Source organism: Allobosea sp. LC85, assembly GCF_000735605.1.
Lineage (GTDB): Bacteria > Pseudomonadota > Alphaproteobacteria > Rhizobiales > Beijerinckiaceae > Allobosea.
The window spans coordinates 97,659-115,789 of record NZ_JPKG01000032.1 but is presented as its reverse complement, the minus strand read 5'-3'; the positions used below and the strand labels follow the sequence as shown (position 1 = coordinate 115,789).

The following is an 18,131-nucleotide window of genomic DNA, read 5'->3' as shown; positions in this document are numbered from 1 at the left end:
CCCCGGAGCTGCCGGGCACCGTCAGCCATCTCTCCCCGGCGACCACCCGCGACCCCACCACCGGCGCCAATTTCTACACCGGCGAAATCCAGATCGACGGCGATCTCGTCGCCGCCCTCGGTGACCGCAAGCTCCAGCCCGGCATGCCCGTCGAGGTCTTCATCACCACCGAAGAGCGAACCGCACTCTCATTCCTGACAAAGCCATTCGCAGACCACGCCAGCAGGATCTTCAAGGAACGCTGAAGCAGAGAGGATACAGAGGGCTGTCCGAGGCATCGCTTCAGGCGGGCGCGGTCCGTGAACAAGGCGCCCGCACATGTGAGAGGCCAAAACATGGCTCCGCCACCAGGATCCCATCGCGGCGACGGCGCCTCGCCAGGCCCGTTTCTAAGGCATCGGCCCGAAAAGTGGATTGCGGTTTTCGGGGCAAAGCCGACGCAAACACAAAGGGTTGGATCGTCGGACCGGGTACGATTTCCGGTCCGACGATCTAACCAGACATCCTGGGCAGGCCATCATTCTCGATGTCACCACGCAGTGCGGCAGCCTGGCTGAGACCCTGAACCGCAATGACGGCTTCCAGCCGATTGCGTGCGTGCAGCTTTTGCATCAGCAGCGTCATATAGCCCTTCACGGTCTTTTCGCTCAGCGACAGGGCGTTAGCGATCTCCCGGTTTCGCTTGCCGCTGGAAAGCAGCCTGACGATCTGATTTTCCCGTGCACTGAAGCTCGGAGCTGGCGTCGGTCGCTTGTTGCAGGGTTTGTGGTTCAGGGCGCCAATGATCCTGGCTGCGAATGAGGGGGAAATGAACACCTCGCCACGGCGGATCGCATCGATCGCCGTACACAGTTCATCCGTCGAGCTTGATTTCAGTACGAAGCCGCTGACACCGGCATCGAGAAGCTCGATGGCGAGTTCGGTATCCGTCGAGGCGGTGAAGACCAGGATCTTCGTTGCCGGGGAGTCCGAGAGAACAGCCAGAATCGCGCGAAGGGCATCCCCGGGCATATTGAAGTCGAGGATCATCGCATCAGGACGATGATTGGCGGTGATGGAGCGGATGTGCCCGACCGTGGAGCCCATCGCACTCAACCTCAGGCCGGGCTTGCGCCTGACGAGTGCAGCGACACCCTCCAGAAGAAGAGGGTGGTTATCGACGATGGATATCGTGTATTCGACCATTGATGTTCTCCTGACGCTGCGGAGAAATCAATTTTCATTATATCAATATTTGAATCTCAAGAGTCTTATCTGGATTTGTGTCGCTCCAATAGGTATCTCCGCGCGTGATCGTTCGAATGATTGAAGGATGGAAGGGCTGAATTTCGCGCCGTCTTGTTGCTTGGAATATTGCCGAAAAAGCAGGCCCTCTCATGGAGTTGGCTCCGCAACCTGGCCCAGCACGCGCCCATCTGCATGGCCAGCACACGCCTGTCTGCGGGGAGTTGGCGCACTTCCAGAATACCACATGACATGCGTCTCACGAAGCGGCGTTTCTGCCCGGAGGGCGTCGATTCGAGCCCCGAGGCGCCTGTAGGCTCCGTCCGGCTACTGACGTTCCCGATACGCCGGCAGGCCGAGGTTTCGTCCGGATGTCGTTTCGATTGTGGATTCTCGGTTACTGTCTCCTATTTGTTTTCACGCGGCCGGTGCGTGCTCCAGGCACGGATACTGGTCGAAGAGCCCATGAATACGGCTCGGGACGCTGTCGCGCAAACGCTGATTATCCAAGGAATAAGATCGCGCCCGGTCGAATTTAATTGGAATTGAACGAATCGTTCGCCAAACTCCACGGGCGTACCAGCAAAGCGTTGCCTACCTCATGTGTCAGTAGTTGGCGGGATATGGCTCGTACATCCGTAGATGGCAGGAAGCCGCTCCTCTCGAAAAGCCGCAGTTGCATTGCATTGGCTTTGCTTGGGGCGCTGCTGCTGAGCGCCTGCCAGGAATCCGGAATCGTCTCCTTCGAGAAGCAGATCAATGCCACGCACTCGACGCGGTCGATCGACGATGACGGCAAGAAGCGCCCCTTCGGACCCTATGCGAGCCTGCCGGACCCGAGCGGCGCCGGGCCGGCGCAAGCCAGCAAGGTCTTTTCCGGTGGAGAGTTCACGGGCAATCCCGACCAGTCGCGGATGCCGAGTGCTGTCAGGCGAGAATCCGGCGGCCAGACCTATACGCTGAATCTCGTCGATGCCTCGGTCACCGAAGGTGCAAAGGCCGTATTGGGCGACATCTTCAATGCCAGCTTCACCGTCGATCCGAAGATCGAGGGCCGGATTACGATTCAGACGACCCGGCCGGTCGACAGTGCGGGCATCGCTGAACTGTTCGAGGCGTCCCTGCGGACTGTCGGCGCCGCGATCGTTCAGAACGGCAACATCTATCGGGTGGTGACGGCCGATCAGGCGGCGATGGGGGCGAGGCTCGGTGGTTCGGATGGCGGCGGCCAGCAGATCGGGAACTCGGTCAAGGTGGTGCCGATGAGGTACATCGCGGCGACGGAAATGAAGCGCATCCTCGAGCCGATCGTATCGTTCGGCGGGGTGGTGCGGGTCGACACGTCCCGCAATGCGTTGCTGATCTCGGGCACAGCGCAGGAGATGACATCCATCGAGGAGGCCATTTCGGTCTTCGACGTCAACGCGATGAAGGGCATGTCGTTTGCGCTCGTCCCGGTCCGCGGCGGCGAACCGGATGCCATCGTCGATGGGGTCAACCGCATCTTCGCATCGAATGCGGAAGGCGCGATGAGCGGCATGGTCCAGCTGGTTCCCAATGCGAAGCTCAAATCCATCCTGATCATGGCGAGGCAGCCGCAATATCTGCGCGAGGCCCAGCAATGGGTTCGCCGCCTCGATGACCAGGCGGCCGGACCGCAGCGGGAAATCCACAGCTATGTGCTCCGCAACCGGCAGGCCAAGGAACTCGTGGAGGTCTTGAACTCGATCTTCGCCAGCGAGGTTACCGGCGGCGGCGATGCAGGCCGGCGCGGCGGGCAAAGGGTGCGCAGCTCCGAGCCGGATGCCGCGGGCGTGCCGGGCCAACTGGCCCAGGCCACTGGATTCTCGGGCGGCGGCGCGGGCGGTGACCGGTTCGCGGCCGCCTTCGGGGGCAGCGCGCCGCGCCGCAGCTTCGACATGTTCTCGGGCCTGCCCATTGGTGGTTCGACCCTGGCCACGGGAGGGCAGGAGAATGGTGCTGCTGCCGAAACGGCCGCGACGGGGTTCGGCGCGGGTGGACCGGGCGGCGAGCCGCGGATCAAGGTCGTGGCCGACCCGGCGCAGAATGCGCTCCTGATCCTCGCCTCCCAGGAAGACTACAAGCGGGTGGCCCGGGTCATCGCCAATCTCGACATCGTTCCCAATCAGGTCCTGATCGAGGCGACGATCGCCGAGGTGACGCTGAACGACGACCTCAAATTCGGCGTCCGCTGGTTCTTGCAGAACCAGCGTGGCAATCAGTCGGCAACCTTCACCAACGCGATCGACGGGGCCATTGGCGCCGCGTTCCCGGGCTTCTCCTACGTTTTCAGGGCAGCCCAGGCCAATGTTACGATCAATGCGCTCGCCGAGGTCGGGCGGGTCAACGTGCTCGCTTCACCGAGCCTGATGGTCGTCGACAAGAAGACCGCGACCCTGCAGATCGGCGACCAGGTGCCGATCACGACCCAGTCGGCGGTGAGCGTGCTGACGCCCGGAGCCCCGGTCGTGAACTCGGTCGCCTACAAGGACACGGGCGTGATTCTCAACATCACGCCGCGGATCAACGAGTCCGGCCGTGTCCTGCTCGATATCGAGCAGGAGGTCTCGACCGTGCAGAGAACCACCACCTCCGGCATCGATTCGCCCACATTCGGGCGCCGGCGGGTGCGCACCACCGTCGTCGTGAACGATGGCGAGGGCATCACGCTGGGCGGCCTGATCCAGGACAGGACATCGCGGGTGGCGACGCAGGTGCCGGTCCTTGGCGACATCCCGCTGTTCGGCAATGCCTTCAAGGACAAGCAGGATCTGGTCGAAAAGACCGAGCTCGTCATCATGCTGACGCCGCGCGTCGTGCGGGACCTGAACGAGGCGAAGGCGGTTACCGACGAATACCGGCGCAAGGTCGAGGCCTTTGCCCCGACCCGCAATCCCGGTCGGGTCGTGATCCAGAACGCGAAGCGCGTGCTACGATGATACGGAGATCATCTGGGCGATCTCCGGCACTGGGCTTCCCATGGAGGGAGCATGACCGAGTACGCGCGAACCGCACTGGCAGACAACGATCCGCATAGCCGATCGTTCTCGGAGAAATTCGGGGCATTCCTGCTGTCGCAGGGCCTCCTGGATGCGACATCGATAGGCCGCGCGCAACGCGCCGCCGCGACCGCCGGGGATCGCTTCGACCTCGTTCTGGCCAAGCTCGGCATCATGTCCGAGGCGGATCTCGCGCTTAGCCTCGCACGCTATCTCGGGCTCCCGCTCTATGCGCCAGGTGACGAGAGCCTGCAGCCGCTTCTCACCGAGAAGCTGCCGCCTTCCTTCGTGATCCAGAACCGGATCCTGCCGATCCGGCTGGAGGCGGGCACGCTGACGCTCGCCGTCGTCGATCCGCTTGACCAGATGCCGCTGGATTCTGTGCGCTTCGTCGTCGACCACGCGATCCGCCATGAGGTCATCACGCTTGCCGAGTTCGAGCGCCTCGCCGCGGTGCTTTATGGCGAGATGAGTTCTGCCGAAGCACTGGCGACGCCCGTGCAGGCGGGCGAGGACCCCAGCGAACACGACCTGCAGCGGCTGCGCGACAGCGCCAGCGAGGCGCCGGTGATCCGGCTCGTCAACCAGATCATTTCCGCCGCGGTCGATGCCCGCGCCTCGGATATCTATGTCGAGCCGATCGGGAATGGGCTCTCCGTCCGGTACCGGATCGACGGGATGCTGCGCGTCACCGAGGAGGTGCCTGCGCGGCTGCGGGCGGCTGTCATCTCGCGCATCAAGATCCTGGCGAGGCTCGATATCGCCGAGCGCCGCCTGCCGCAGGACGGGCGCATCAAGCTCGCGATCCGCGGCAATGACATCGATTTCCGCGTCGCGACCATCCCCACCATCGATGGTGAGACGGTGACGATGCGCGTGCTCGATCGCAGCCGGGTGAAGCTCGATTTCTCGAGCCTCGGCTTCGAGCCGGCGCAGATCGCGGTGCTGCACCGGGTCATGGAGCAGCCGAACGGCATCATCCTCCTCACGGGCCCGACCGGCAGCGGCAAGACGACGACGCTCTACACCATGTTGAAGCACGTCAATCGCCCGACGGTGAAGATCTTCACCGTGGAGGACCCGATCGAGTATCAGCTCGCGGGCATCAGCCAGGTGCAGGTCCAGCAGACCATCAACCTCGATTTCCCGGCCTGCCTACGGGCCATCCTGCGGCACCACCCCAACATGATCATGATCGGCGAGATCCGTGACACGGAGACCGCCCGGATCGCCGTGCAGGCCTCGCTGACCGGCCATCTCGTGTTCTCGACCTTGCATACGAACAGCGCCGCCGAGACGGTGACGCGCCTGATCGACATGGGGATCGAGCATTTCCTGCTCGGCTCGACCTTGCGTGGGATCATGGCCCAGCGGCTGGTGCGGCGCTTGTGCACCTCCTGTGCAGAGCCGCATGAGGTCGCCCACGAAATCGCGGAGCAACTGACCGAAACGGTTCCGGCACTTCGCGAACTCGGCCCGCCGAAGCTGCTACGGCCCCATGGTTGCGAGAAATGCGGCTTCAGCGGGTTCCGCGGCCAGTTGTCGATCGCGGAGCTGCTGGTCGTTGACGATAGCGTGCAGCGGGCGATCCTGCAGCGCCTGCCCGCGGTCGAGATCGAGCGCATGGCGCGCAGGACGGGCGGGGGATCGATGTATGAGGACGGCGTCGCCAAGGCCTGGCGGGGCCTGACGACCGTCGAGGAAGTGCTGCGCGTGACGACCGCGCTGACGGTGGAGCAGCCATGAGGTTCCACTTCGAGGCATTCGATGGGGCGGGCAACCTCATCGAGGATGATGTCGAAGCCGCGTCGAGCGACGAGGCCCGCGACATCATTCGCGCTCGCGGTGTCACCCCCTATGAGGTCCGGGCCTCGGGGGGAGGGGATTTCCTGTTCCGCGAGATCAGCCTGGAGCGCGGCTCGCGGCGGATAAGCGACGCCCAGCTTGCACGCCTGGCCCGCGATCTTGCGGTGCTCCTGCAGGCTGGCCTGCCCCTCGATACCGTCCTGCGCATCGCCTCGACGACGACGGAAGAGCCGCGGATGCGGGCGCTTGCGCTGCAACTGATGGAGGGGGTTCAGCAGGGCTCGACGCTCGCCGAAATCATGGAGGGAATGCCTGGTCGCTTTCGGCACGAATACATCCGCATCGTTCAGGCGGGCGATGTCGGCGCCGATCTCGGCGGCGCGATGCAGGAACTGGCCGAGCTGCTCGATCGACGGGTCGAGATCAGAAGCCGGATTCGCTCCGCGATGGCCTATCCGGCCCTCCTGGTCTGCCTTGCTGCGGTGTCGATCTCGATCGTTCTCGGACTGCTGGTCCCGGCGGTCACGCCACTCTTCCTGGAGAACGGCATGCCGCTGCCCACCGTTCTCGCCGCCATGGAAGCCGTTCGGCAGAACGGGGCGTGGATCCTGGGCCTTGCCGCTGCGACGCTCGTCATCGCGGGGTTGGGCATCACCGTGGCCCGGCGGAATACTGTGCTTCGGATCAAGCTGGACCGGCTCTATTTGTCCGTACCCGTCATCGGGCGCATAGCGGAACTCCGTGAGGCGGGGCGTTTCACGCGCACGCTCGCCACCCTGGTCAAGGCCGGTGTCCCGCCGCTGCAGGCGCTCCAGGCCTCCTGTCCCCTGGTCAGGAACCAGCACACGCGCGAACGGCTTGACCGGGCCGTCACGGATGTCCGGGCCGGCGTCAGCATCGGCGACGCGGTCTCGGCAGCCGAGGCGCTGCCTTCGGTGGCGCAGCAGATGATCACGGTCGGCGAGGAGAGCGGGCGCCTGCAGGACATGCTGCTGCGCGCGGCCGTGATCCTCGAGCGCCAGGAGCAGGTCCGGACCGCCCGCGCGCTCGCGGCGCTGACCCCGGTCATCACGATATTCGTTGCGGGCATGATCGCCGTCATCATCTTCTCGGTGATGGGAGCGGTGCTCTCGATCAATGAACTGGCATTGCGATGACCCGCGCAGGGCGCGCCATCCCCGCCAATGCGGGCTTCACGCTCATCGAGGTGCTGATTTGCATCGCCATCCTGAGCCTTGCCCTGACCATGGCTGCGCCGCTGCTCAGGCGCACCCCGTCGCAGGCACAGGTGACGGCCGACGCGACCCGCCTGGCGGCCGCGCTCCGGGTCACGCGCGCCGCCGCCATGGCGCAAAGCCGGGACATGCTCTTCCTGATCGATGCGGACAGGCGCACCTATGGCTCGCCCGTGATCGGTGAAACGCAGATGGCGCCCCGTACCAGCATCGACATGGCGCTGGCCGAGGCCGAGCGCCGCTCCGCCAGTGTCGGCGGTATCCGCTTCCTGCCGAGCGGGCGTTCGACCGGCGGCGACATCCATTTGCAGCTGAGCCAGGTTGCCGCACGCGTGCGGGTCAGTTGGGCCACCGGCAATGTCACGCTCGAGCAATAACGCCAGGCGCGAGGGCGCAAGCGACAACGCCCAGGCGGGCTATACGCTGCTCGAGTTCCTGGTCGCTTTTGCGATCCTGGTGGTCGTCCTGGCTTCGCTCCTGACAGCCTTTGCCGTTGCGATGCGCGGCGACCGACAGGCCAGCTTCCTCACTTTCGCGACGCTGCTCGCCAGGAGCAAGCTGGCGTCGGCCGGGCAGGACTTCCCCTTGAGGCCGGGAACGACGGCCGCGAGATTCGACAATGGCTATGAATGGCGTGCGGTCGTGCGCAGCTACGGCTCGGTCAGACTGGGCGAGAGCCGGCAGGCCGAGAGCCTGTGGGTCGACGTCACAGTCTCGGATCCCGCCAGCAACGGCAGCCGCTCGCTGACCCTGTCGTCCCTCGAGATCGCACCGAGGTCCGGGCCATGACGAGAGGCTCGCAGTCCGGCGGCCGGACCGGTGGCTTCGTCCTTCTCGAAGTCCTGGTCGGGCTGATCCTGCTCTCCCTGACGCTGGGGCTCTTTGCGCTGACGCTGAGCTTTGCGAGCAGGGTCGCGGAGGCGGGGCGTCTGCGCGACCGCGGCGCCGAGATCGCCGTCGGGACTGCGGCAATGTCCGGCTGGCTGGCTGGCGCGCTGCCGCTCGTTCAGCCGCGTGCGACAGAGCGGCCGCTCGTGATGTTCGAAGGTCTCGCCGACAGGGTGTCTTTCGTCACCTTGAGCAACGGAGACGCGCAGGCTGGCGGAATACTTGCGATCACGATTGCGAGCGAGAACACCGGGACGCGGGGCAACGGCGCGCTTGTCTTCGGCTCGTCGCTCCTATCGATCGGCGCTGCCGCGTTGCCGGTCCAGAACGCGGGAGAGGTTCTGGCGCGCGGCGTCGCTTCGGCGACATTCAGTTATTTCGGCTCGTTGGAGGAGGGAGCTCCGGGGCGTTGGCATGATGAATGGAGAAATTCCGAGCGGCTGCCAAGTCTCGTCAGTCTACATATCAGCGTTATTGTGGAGCGTAAATTGGAGGATTTTGAGTTAAGCTTTCGTATTTTTACAGAGTGATCGAATCGTATTCTTGCTTTTAAGAAAGTAATTTAAATGTAAATCTATCATTCTCGCAATTTTATGAATTTGATTATGGCTTTCCGCTCGTGCTTCGATCTGGCTCGGCGACTTGACCATTCCGTAGAGCCGTCCCGCCGCAATAATTTCTAGGCAGGATGAGAGAGTCGTACGACCAAGGTCACGGACTTTGGTTCCATGCGCGGGCCGACCTTTGCCCCTTCAGTTGCTTCCGCCCGAAAACTAGAATCCTCCCGATATCTTGCAGGCTTTCAGCTCGGGGAGGAGGCGGTCGTGTATCTTCCACGCGGGACCACTGGCATCCGGTTGAGGGAAGCTGAGCGCGCTCTGGAAAACCGGCTCGAGATCGTCAAGGCTCTTTCGGTGGGGCAGATCACCAAACGCGACCTGCTGCGCTGGGGCTATTTCACCGCTGGCGGGCTGCTGATCGCGAAGAACGGGCTCAGCCCCTTCGCCAAGAGCGCTTATGCCCAGGTGCCGACCGGGGCGCCACGTAGCCCCACGTTCGGTGCTGCCAAATTTCACGACGCGATGCGGCGGGCCGAAGTCCAGAAGCCGGTCCCGCTTCTGCGCATGCCGAATGGCGATGCGGCATGGCAGTTCGCTGGGGGAGGTCAGGAACTGCCGGCCAGGAACCTCTCCTATCACACCGATTTCAGCAACTCTGGGGGGGCGGCATTTCGCAACCCGGTGACCGGATTCGGGCCGTTCGAAGGACGACCGCCGGGCGAGTTCTTCGCGCATCAGCGCTGGGAGGAACTCTATCCGAAGAAGGGCTATCTGCTGTCGCTGGGGCAGGCCCGGCCGGGCAACAAGTTCTGCGACGCCATGCCTGACCAGAACCCGAACGCGATGTGGAGCTTTGGCCCGCGGCAGCCCGGACAAGCGGGCAATGTCGCCGGCACGCGCAACGGTCTTGGCATGCCGATCCTGATCAAGGCGCGCTATGGCGAGCCGGTCCTGACCCGCATGTACAATGATCTGCCGGTCGACCGGGCGGCCAATGGCGGTTTTGGCCGGAACGAGGTCTCGATCCATTTCCATAACGCCCATAACGGCGCGGAGAGCGATGGCGCCTGCAACGCCTTCCACTTCCCCGGGACCTTCTATGACTACCACTGGGGAATAACCATGGCCCGGCGCGACATGCCGAGCCTCTGGCCGACGGGCGACCGCGATTATGTCCGCAAGTGCTCCGGCCCCGATGACGGCGATGGTCTTGTCCCCGTTCCCGGGGACTTTCGGGAAATCCAGGGCAGTCTCTGGTTTCACGATCACCGCTTCTTCTTCACGGCGGAGAACGTTCACAAGGGTTTGTTCGCGGTCTGCAATTTCTACAGCGGGCCCGACAGGGGCCGTGAGGATCTCAACGACGGCATCAACCTGCGGCTCCCGAGCGGATCGCAATTGAAATGGGGCAATGTCGATTTCGACGTCAACATGGTCATTTCGAACCCGGCCTTCGATGCCGATGGCCAGTGCCGTTTCGACATCTTCGACACCGACGGCTTCCTCGGCGACATGCTCTGCGTCAACGGCACCTATTATCCGCATTTCGAGGTGCTGCCGCGACGCTATCGCTTCCGCTTCCTGAATGCGTCCATGTCGCGCTTCGTGAAGCTCGCGCTGGGCGTGAACAAGAGCGCTCGGTTTTCGCAAGGCACGAAGGTGCCATTCTACTTCATCGCCAATGACGGAAATCTGGTGGTCAACCCGATTCTGCTCACCGAGCTGGACGAGCAGGGCGTTGCGGAGCGCTACGACATCGTCGTCGATTTCGCGGCCTTCGCGCCTGGAGACAGCGTCTATCTCGTGAATCTGCTGGAGCAGACGGACGGGCGCAAACCCAAGGGCGCCGTCTCGATGGACAAGGCCTTCAAGGGCCGGGATGAGGACCCCTGCGTCGGCCCGATTCTTGAGTTCAGAATCGTGAGCCAGGTCCAGAGCGTCGACAATCCCGGCAAGGTCTATAACGCCAGCAATCCGCTCGATGCCGATCGCAGCGCCAATTTCGCCGATCCCGACTGGAAATCCGGGGTCAAGACGCTGACCACCCAGATCCCGATCGTCGCACCCGTTCGCGAGCGGGTGATCGAGTTCGGCCGGTCGGGAAGTGGCGATTCACGCGGGGCGGACGGACAGTGCATACCCGAATGCGGAGACATCACGGCCTTCCCGTGGAGCATCAAGGTCAATGGTCAGGCGGCGCACACGCTCAACGCCAATCGTATCTCCGTGCTCATTCCAAAGCCGGGCGAGGTCGAGCACTGGACGCTCGTCAATGGCGGCGGCGGCTGGGACCATCCCATCCACCTCCATTTCGAGGAAGGCATCACCATGGACCGGGGAAGCCTCTCCATTCCGGCGACGGAGCGGCTGGTGCGCAAGGATGTCTGGCGCCTGCGGCCCTCGGGCAAGGTGAAGTTCCAGGTGCGCTTCGGCGAATTCGGCGGCGCCTATGTGAACCATTGCCACAACACGGTTCACGAGGATTTCGCGATGCTGCTGCGCTACGAGCTGCTCACTCCGCCGCCCGGTGACCCCAACTATAAGGGGCAGCCGCAATATGTGCCGACGATGACGCCGATCCCGACACCCAATGGCGTGACCTGGAAGCAGCCCGAAATTCTGCCGGAGGGCGATCCGAGATCTCTGAAAGTTGCTTCCAAGACCTGAGGGGGAGTCACCACCCCGACGGCCTCTGCCGAAGTCGAGATCGCATTCGTTGCTATGAGGGGACTGTTCATGCTGAGACGACTTTTTGCGATCAGCGCCATGATTGCACTGTTTGGAAGTGTCGGCGGCAGCATTGCGGCCCCTGGCGGCTCGCCCTGGGGCGCAGGATACCTGCCCAACGTCCCGGTCATCACGCAGGACGGCAAGACGCTGCAGTTCTACGATGACGTGATCAAGGACAAGATCGTCGTCATCAGCTTCATCTACACGACCTGCAGGGATATCTGCCCGGTGATGACGGCGCGCCTGGCGCAGGTCAAGGACAAGCTCGGCGATCTCGTGGGCAGCCGCATCTTCTTCGTCTCGATCAGCATCGAGCCGGAAGTCGACACCCCCGACAAGCTCAAGAACTATGCGGAGGTATTTCAGACGGGGCCGGGCTGGGTCTTCCTGACCGGCAATTCCGCCGATATCACCGTGCTCCGGCACAAGCTTGGTGAGCGAAGCCGAAAGGTGTTCGAACATCGCAGCGATATCATGCTGGGCAATGACGCGACCGGCGAGTGGGCAAAGGATTCAGCCTTTAGCGACCTCAATACGCTGGCCATGACGATCAAGGCCATGGATCCCGTCTGGCGCAATCAGATGGGGAGTCCCGAGACCGCTGCGGCAGATGGTGCAGTTGGGCGCGGCGAACGCCCGATCGCGGCGACCTCGACCGGATTGCCCGGCCAGGCCCTGTTCATCAAGGCATGTGCCGCATGCCACACCATCGGCAGCGGCAAGCGCGTCGGCCCCGATCTTCAGGCGCTCACCGCGCGGCGGGATCGCGACTGGATCGTGAACTACCTCATGGAGCCCGATCAGATGCGGGCGAAGAAGGACCCGATCGCGCTCGAGCTGTCGGGAGCCTACAAGATCCGCATGCCAACTCTCGGCCTGTCGAAGAATGATGCGGCGGATCTGATCGCCTATATCGACGCCATGTCCTATGTCGCTGCGGCCAACAAGAAAGACCCCCATGCGGGGCATCGTCACTGACCTGCATCTCGCGTCCCCAAGACTGCCTGCCGATGACTGCCTGCCGATGGCGGGCAGTCATCGTTCTCGCTTTGGGAATGACATTTCCAGAGGGCAGCGCCACAGTCCCTGGGTCCTTGCCTTGGATTCGGGCGGCAGATGATGAGAGCACGGCCGGGCCGCTATCCCCATAGCCGGCCTGCGGGAGATCCGAGGGCAGTGGATCGCGCGGAAAGCCGCAGGGACAGCGGTTTTGCGCTGCTCGTCGTGATCTGGGCGACCGGGATCCTCGGCCTGCTGTTCATGACCTACATCGCGGCGGCGCGCTATCGCGCCATCGAGGCCGCGAGCCTGTCGCAGCATGCCCGCGCCGAGGCGATGGCGAATATCGGGATCAAGATCGCGATCCTCGATCTTCTCTCCGGCAGTTCGCAGGGGCGGGCTCGCAGTGGCCGCTTCGGAGCTGACGGGACGCAGGTGGGCTGCACTTTGGGCGACGGCTGGACAGTGGCGATTTCCGTCGCGGACGAGGGCGGCAAGGTCGATCTCAACACCGCAAATATGGAACTGGTCGACGCGCTCATCCGCGGTGTGAGTGCGGACGGCGAGGCCGCAGCCTTGATCGTGCGGAACATCAAGGGGTTGCGCGAGCTCTCGCAGGACACGGGCAGCACGGCATCCGGGGGCTCTTCTTCGGTGCGGGCGCTCAAATCCGTGTTCGAGCTCGATCAGATCCCCGGTGTGGGGCGCGATCTGTTTCGGGCGCTGCTCCCCCTGGTGACCGTCAACTCCGGCAGCACCGGGTTCGACCCTGCCGTCGCCCCCCAGCAATTGCTCGTGGCCCTGGCGCCAGGTGGCGCCGCCTTGTCGCGGGAGGTGGCACGACGGGACCTGCCGGCCCTCTATATCACTGAAACCGCAGGCAGGGCCTTCCTGATCGGGAGCGAGGCGCTGGCCGGTACCGGAGTGCGCTTCGCGCGCGACGCCGTCGTGGAAATCTCGCAGGACCTGCCAACGGGCTATCGCATTCGCGAATGGCGTGAAGGATTGCCGCGTTCGGACGCCGACGCTGGCGGGCGGTTGCCGCCATGCTGAAGCACCGTCCGTAAAGGGGCTGGGCCGATGCCGGATCTTGCTCACCTTGCAGCGCTGACGGTTCTCGTCGGGCTGACCTGCTACGCGGCCGCGGTCGATCTGCGGTCGATGATCATTCCAGATCCGGTCAACCTGGCGATCTTCGCATCCGGGATTGCGGCATCCTTCCTTCTCGGCGTCACCGGCCCGCTCTCGGCGCTCGCCGGAGCTGTGCTCGGAGGTGGCGGTCTCTGGCTCGTGCAAAGGGCCTTTCGGGCCTATCGCGGCTATGACGGTCTCGGGCTCGGTGACGTCAAGTTCGCAGCCGCGGCAGGGACCTGGACCGGCATGGAAGGCCTCGCCTTTGCCCTTGTCCTGGCTTCGCTGTCGGCCCTGCTTTACCTGCTGGCGCGCCGCCTCCTCGATTCCAGCTTCGACGCCCGGCATCCCTTGCCCTTCGGCCCGTTTCTGGGGGTGGGCGTCGTGTCGGTCGCCGGTTTCGCAATCCTGACCGGGGCATCGATTGCCGAGATCATTGATGCCTGGCTATGGCGGTTTCACGGCGGCTAAAGCATCGGCCCGAAAAGTGGATTGCGGTTTTCGGGAAAGCCGATGCGAATACTGAAGGTCAGAGCATCGGCCCGAAAAGTGGATTGCGGTTTTCGGGAAAGCCGATGCGCACACTGAACGTCAGTTCATCGGCCCGAGACGTGGAGTGCGGCTTTCAGGAATGCCAATGCAATCAAGACAGTGAGCTCAGCGCGTCATCGCCGCCGACTGGCCCTGCGTGCGGGCATGGAGAGGCAGCGCCACCTGCCGGCCTCCACGGGCCAGCGTCACCCTGTCCGGATTGATCGATGCGACGACCCAACCCTCATCGGTCGTTTCGCCCAGGCTGAACCATCGTCCGGCCTCGCGCAGCTGTCGGCGCAGCAGCGCCTTGCTCAGGCCGGACGAGACGACGACCCCACCGATCAGATAGCTCGGCGGTGGTTCCTCGACCGGGCTTGCGACCGGCTCGGGCACGGGGGCCCTGGCGACGACGCTCGCCGGCGGTCGCCTGCTGGGTGAGAACAGCGGCCTCGCGGTCAACATGCCGGGCCGATAGCGCGGCGCCTCCGCCGGCGGAGCGAGCGCATCGCTCGTGATCGATGCGGCCTTCGTTACCGCGGAAGCGGGCGGGGGCTCGATCGGGCCTGACAGGCTTCGCGACGCGAAACTCACGGCAATGGCCGCCATGGCGGCGAGGCCAGCGAAGCCCGCGGCCTTGGCGAGACCAGTCCTGCCTACGCTCAGCCCTTTGACCATCGCGTCACTCCATAGATCTCGATCGTGACGCTCAGTCCGTTGTCGCTGGCCTCTGCCTCGCTCGGCGCTGTCAGTTTTGCGTTCCGGATGAAAAGAAACGAAGGCCCGTCTTCGAGGCTCGACAGGACTTCGGCCACGCGCGGCGTCGGCGCGGTGAACTCGACCCTCGCCCCGATCATGCGATGGCCGGACCAGTTGCGCGCCGGCAAGGTTGCGACCGAGTTGAAGCTCACGGCGTGCTGATCGGCGACCTCGCGAAGCCGGGTCAGCAAGTCGGCGGTCGAAAGGCTCTCGGTATCGCCCTGGAGAAAGCGCCGCCTGGCTCCGTCGACATCCTCGGGGCGCAACGCGGACAGCGATTGCCTGCGCGCGACAGCCGAATCAAGATGCTCGATCATGACGGCGTTCTGCGTGATCTGGGTTTCCTGGTCCCTCAGGATCTGGAGCGCGGGATCGATCAGGAAGAGGTAGATCCCCGCCAGGATCAATCCGTTCGCGGCGACGAAGGCGGTGAAACGGGTCCAGCTCTTGATCTGTCGCCACATCTCACTTGCCCTCCTCAGCTGGGAGACGGGCCTTCCGCAGGGTGACGCGGAGCGAGAAGTTCTCCTTGCCCGTGGCGCGGTCGAAGACCAACGGGCCGGCCAGGGCGGCATTGTGCAGGATCGGCGATTCCTCCAGCAGCTTGATCAGGGCCGGAGCCGCATCGGAATAGCCGGTCGCGCGCAGATTGGCGCCGGAGATCTCAAGTTCCGTCAGGAAGGTCGAATCGGGAAGGATCCGCGAGAGTTCGTCCCAGACCTGGACGATGCCGGGTGTGCTTCGCAGCGCGGTCAGCCGCGAGACGTCGTCGGCCAGCCCAAAGACGGATCTGAGGCTTTCCGTCGACTGCCGGGCGGGCCCCGAGATCTCGGCAATCTGCGCTTCCATGCTCTTCAGGAGCTGTGCCTGGCGCCAGGCGAGGGCGAGATAGCCGGTCACCGCTCCGAGCACCGTGAGCAAAAGGAGTGCGACGGCAATCCTCTTGAACCAGGGAGACGGTGCGTGTGGCTTCTGCGCAAACGGGACGGACACCGGGGGCAGGCCTTCGAAGGCAGGGCCCTCCAGCACTGCGATGTCGGAAGGAGCGACAGCCAGGCGCGCCAGGGTCTGATCGAGCCCCGCGCGCGGGAGCAGGAGATAGCGCAGTTCGAGCTTGCCGGCAGCCGCTCCCCTCAGATCATAGCCGACAAAGACCTCGTCCGGCTTCAGTGGCGTTTTCCGGGCGATATTCTCCCGCACGATGTCCTCGGCCCGTGCCTGGGCGCGCCGCGGGATGACGAGCGACTGGGCGATGGCCTGGGGAGCCGACAGCACGAGCCGGATTCGGCTGCTGGGGGCGAAGGAGGCCGCCTGCTCCTTGCAACGGTTGAGGACGCTGCGACTGTAGTCCGCCCAGTTCGCGCGCTCGGCGAACAATTCCCTGCCGTCCGGGGCGAAGAGCGTGATGGTGACATGGTCCTCGGCGGGGCGGATGACGAGCCGCAGGAGGCGGTCGGGCTTGGCCCATCTGCGGAGCGTATCAGGAAGCGATGCCCGGAACTCCTTGGCCCAGAATTCCGCGATGGAGGCAATTCCGGAACTCAGACGACGGGAGCCGGTCATCGGGTCACGTTTCCACGCGTCGAGGAAAGCTGCCGTTGCGCCAGGCTGTCCTCGGCTCCGCCCTGCCGGTCATTGCCGGCAATGGTGATCACGAAGCCGCGGCCATCATTCTGAACGGCATAGCCATAGGGCCGGCCCCAGGGGTCGCGCGGAACAGCCGAGCCCTTGAGATAGGGGCCGTTCCAGGTTCGCAGATTCGACGGCGCGGCGACCAGCGCCTGGAGACCCTCCTGTTCCAGCGGGTAGCGGCCGTTATCGATGAAGAACAATTCCACCGCGTTCGAGAGCGTCGTGGCCTGGATGCGCGCAGTCGAGATCTTGGCATCGGTGAGATAGCCCACGACGCGCGGGCCGATCAGTCCAACGACCAGGCCGATGATGCTGAGGACGACGAGCACTTCGACAAGCGTGAAGCCGGCCTGGCTGCGCCCCTTGTGCTGATGGCGGGCGGCCGCGACCATTCCCTGCGACGGCTGGTGCGGCACGCCTGCTGAAGTCGGGGGCTTGAGGCGATGAGGCGCCTGATGGTCTCCTCGTCCCGCAATCGGAACCGTCGCCGCCGGCGTGCTTGCCGATTGCGATCCCGGTACCCAGCCAGGCCGCAGCTTTGCTGCGCTGGCGAGCATGGTGGCACGCATGCTGTCTGTCATCTTGGTCACGCCATCCCCCGCAGTCGAAGCCAGGCCGGAGGGCGCCTAGGGCGGGAATGCCGCCACGACGACCAGCCTGGCGCACGGGCCGGGGAAGCGCCTCGACGCGCTGGGACCAGGCCCGGCGGAGGCTATTCGATGCTCGAGGAACAGGCGCCGTATCACGTCGAGCGCTCCCTTCCGTGGTTCCCGATTATATCCCCTCTCGCCAGCGCTTTGGAACGGACCTTGGTCTGATGAGCGGCCTGCCAGCCACCTCGAAACGTCGGATGAATTCGCGTGCCCAAACGGGCGGAGGGCGATGGTTCCGGCAGGCAGGCAGCTGCGCGATACTGGCGCCTCGAACGAGTCGTTCGGCCGCGCCCACGCAGGCCGATCCGGGTTCAGAGGGGACAGGAAGCAATGGTTGGGCAGATGGCCCATGGCGCGCTCGTACAGGTTGACGTCGAGACGCAGGAGGGCGCGTTTCTCCTCGCCATCGACGAGGCGCGTGCGCCGCTGACCGCCCGGAATTTCCTCGCCTATGTCGATGGCGGACTCCTCGACAATGCGACGGTCTATCGGATCGTGACGCTGGCCAACCAGCCGCCCGCGACCGAACACAAGATCGAGGTCATCCAATGGGGCTGGCCGGCGCCCGCTGACAAGCGCGAGCCGCCCCTTCCGCCGGTCCCGCATGAGCCGACGTCGGTGACCGGGCTGCGCCATCTCGACGGCACGCTGTCGCTGGCGCGGCTCGCGCCCGGCACGGGCGGCCATGGCTTCTTCATCTGCGTCGGCGACCAGCCCGAACTGGATGAAGGCGGCGGCCGCAACCCGGACAGGGCGGGCTTTGCGGCCTTCGGCAAGGTGATCGCGGGCCGCGACACGATTCAGCGGATTTTCGCGCAGGCCGAGTTGGTCGAATATCTCGAGAAGCCCATCCGGATCCTGCGCGCGCGGCGCCGCGAACTGGCCTGAAACGCGGCACGGCCCCGCAAAAGCAGATCGCCCCGCGAACAGGGTTCGCGGGGCGATCGTGGACTGCTGTCCGGC

The 18,131-nt window shown here is 64.5% G+C and carries 16 protein-coding genes and 1 pseudogene; 12 read left to right on the top strand and 5 right to left on the bottom strand.

The genetic code is table 11. The features are described 5' to 3' along the window. Positions 1 to 245, top strand: a pseudogene (locus FG93_RS32900) (HlyD family type I secretion periplasmic adaptor subunit); the annotation flags it as partial. 247 nt (positions 246 to 492) lie between these two features. Here FG93_RS32900 and FG93_RS16150 read toward each other — a convergent pair. Beyond that, positions 493 to 1,185: a response regulator transcription factor gene (locus tag FG93_RS16150; RefSeq protein ID WP_052513839.1), complete on the bottom strand. Its 693-nt coding sequence runs from the start codon at positions 1,183 to 1,185 to the stop codon at positions 493 to 495. A gap of 725 nt (positions 1,186 to 1,910) precedes the next feature. Between FG93_RS16150 and gspD the strand changes: the two genes are divergently transcribed. The 10 genes from gspD to FG93_RS16100 all read left to right on the top strand — a co-directional run bounded on the left by gspD (position 1,911) and on the right by FG93_RS16100 (position 14,064). Next, entirely contained in the window at positions 1,911 to 4,184 is a 2,274-nt protein-coding gene (gene gspD / locus FG93_RS16145) for a type II secretion system secretin GspD (protein ID WP_161783827.1), read from the top strand. Between the two features lie 51 nt (positions 4,185 to 4,235). Then, on the top strand, positions 4,236 to 5,990 hold the full coding sequence (locus FG93_RS16140) for a GspE/PulE family protein (protein ID WP_043236091.1): 1,755 nt from the start codon (positions 4,236 to 4,238) through the stop codon (positions 5,988 to 5,990). Continuing rightward, entirely contained in the window at positions 5,987 to 7,207 is a 1,221-nt protein-coding gene (locus FG93_RS16135; protein ID WP_043236088.1) for a type II secretion system F family protein, read from the top strand. Before FG93_RS16140 ends, FG93_RS16135 begins: the two co-directional genes overlap by 4 nt. Continuing rightward, positions 7,204 to 7,662, top strand: coding sequence for a GspH/FimT family pseudopilin (locus FG93_RS16130; protein WP_043236086.1), 459 nt, complete (start codon positions 7,204 to 7,206; stop codon positions 7,660 to 7,662). Before FG93_RS16135 ends, FG93_RS16130 begins: the two co-directional genes overlap by 4 nt. Then, a complete protein-coding gene (locus FG93_RS16125) occupies positions 7,643 to 8,074 on the top strand; it encodes a type II secretion system protein (protein ID WP_043236084.1) in 432 nt (143 codons plus the stop codon). Before FG93_RS16130 ends, FG93_RS16125 begins: the two co-directional genes overlap by 20 nt. Next, complete coding sequence (locus tag FG93_RS16120) at positions 8,071 to 8,703, top strand: hypothetical protein (RefSeq protein ID WP_043236082.1); 633 nt, start codon at positions 8,071 to 8,073, stop codon at positions 8,701 to 8,703. The genes FG93_RS16125 and FG93_RS16120 overlap by 4 nt, the downstream gene beginning before the upstream one ends. A 294-nt stretch (positions 8,704 to 8,997) precedes the next feature. Then, positions 8,998 to 11,400 carry a multicopper oxidase domain-containing protein gene (locus tag FG93_RS16115; protein WP_043236081.1) on the top strand — a complete coding sequence of 801 codons (2,403 nt, stop codon included), beginning with the start codon at positions 8,998 to 9,000 and terminating at the stop codon, positions 11,398 to 11,400. Between the two features lie 69 nt (positions 11,401 to 11,469). Next, positions 11,470 to 12,441 carry an SCO family protein gene (locus FG93_RS16110; RefSeq protein ID WP_052513837.1) on the top strand — a complete coding sequence of 324 codons (972 nt, stop codon included), beginning with the start codon at positions 11,470 to 11,472 and terminating at the stop codon, positions 12,439 to 12,441. A gap of 198 nt (positions 12,442 to 12,639) precedes the next feature. Beyond that, positions 12,640 to 13,515 carry a type II secretion system protein GspK gene (locus FG93_RS16105; RefSeq protein ID WP_043236079.1) on the top strand — a complete coding sequence of 292 codons (876 nt, stop codon included), beginning with the start codon at positions 12,640 to 12,642 and terminating at the stop codon, positions 13,513 to 13,515. A gap of 27 nt (positions 13,516 to 13,542) precedes the next feature. After that, a complete protein-coding gene (locus FG93_RS16100; RefSeq protein WP_052513836.1) occupies positions 13,543 to 14,064 on the top strand; it encodes an A24 family peptidase in 522 nt (173 codons plus the stop codon). A gap of 186 nt (positions 14,065 to 14,250) precedes the next feature. Here the strand turns inward: FG93_RS16100 and FG93_RS31250 are convergent, their stop codons facing one another. Genes FG93_RS31250 through gspG form a run of 4 tightly spaced genes read right to left on the bottom strand, consistent with a single transcriptional unit; the run spans position 14,251 to position 17,096 of the window. Then, positions 14,251 to 14,802 carry a type II secretion system protein N gene (locus FG93_RS31250; RefSeq protein WP_052513835.1) on the bottom strand — a complete coding sequence of 184 codons (552 nt, stop codon included), beginning with the start codon at positions 14,800 to 14,802 and terminating at the stop codon, positions 14,251 to 14,253. Beyond that, on the bottom strand, positions 14,787 to 15,347 hold the full coding sequence (gene gspM, locus FG93_RS16090; protein ID WP_043236077.1) for a type II secretion system protein GspM: 561 nt from the start codon (positions 15,345 to 15,347) through the stop codon (positions 14,787 to 14,789). The genes FG93_RS31250 and gspM overlap by 16 nt, the downstream gene beginning before the upstream one ends. A 1-nt stretch (position 15,348) precedes the next feature. Then, positions 15,349 to 16,446 (bottom strand): PilN domain-containing protein, encoded by a 1,098-nt coding sequence (locus tag FG93_RS16085; protein ID WP_043236075.1) that lies wholly within the window; start codon positions 16,444 to 16,446, stop codon positions 15,349 to 15,351. Continuing rightward, on the bottom strand, positions 16,443 to 17,096 hold the full coding sequence (gene gspG, locus FG93_RS16080; RefSeq protein WP_244448631.1) for a type II secretion system major pseudopilin GspG: 654 nt from the start codon (positions 17,094 to 17,096) through the stop codon (positions 16,443 to 16,445). Before gspG ends, FG93_RS16085 begins: the two co-directional genes overlap by 4 nt. A gap of 402 nt (positions 17,097 to 17,498) precedes the next feature. Here gspG and FG93_RS16075 point away from each other — a divergent pair, with 402 nt between their 5' ends. Continuing rightward, entirely contained in the window at positions 17,499 to 18,056 is a 558-nt protein-coding gene (locus FG93_RS16075; protein ID WP_200878114.1) for a peptidylprolyl isomerase, read from the top strand. Positions 18,057 to 18,131 lie beyond the last annotated feature (75 nt).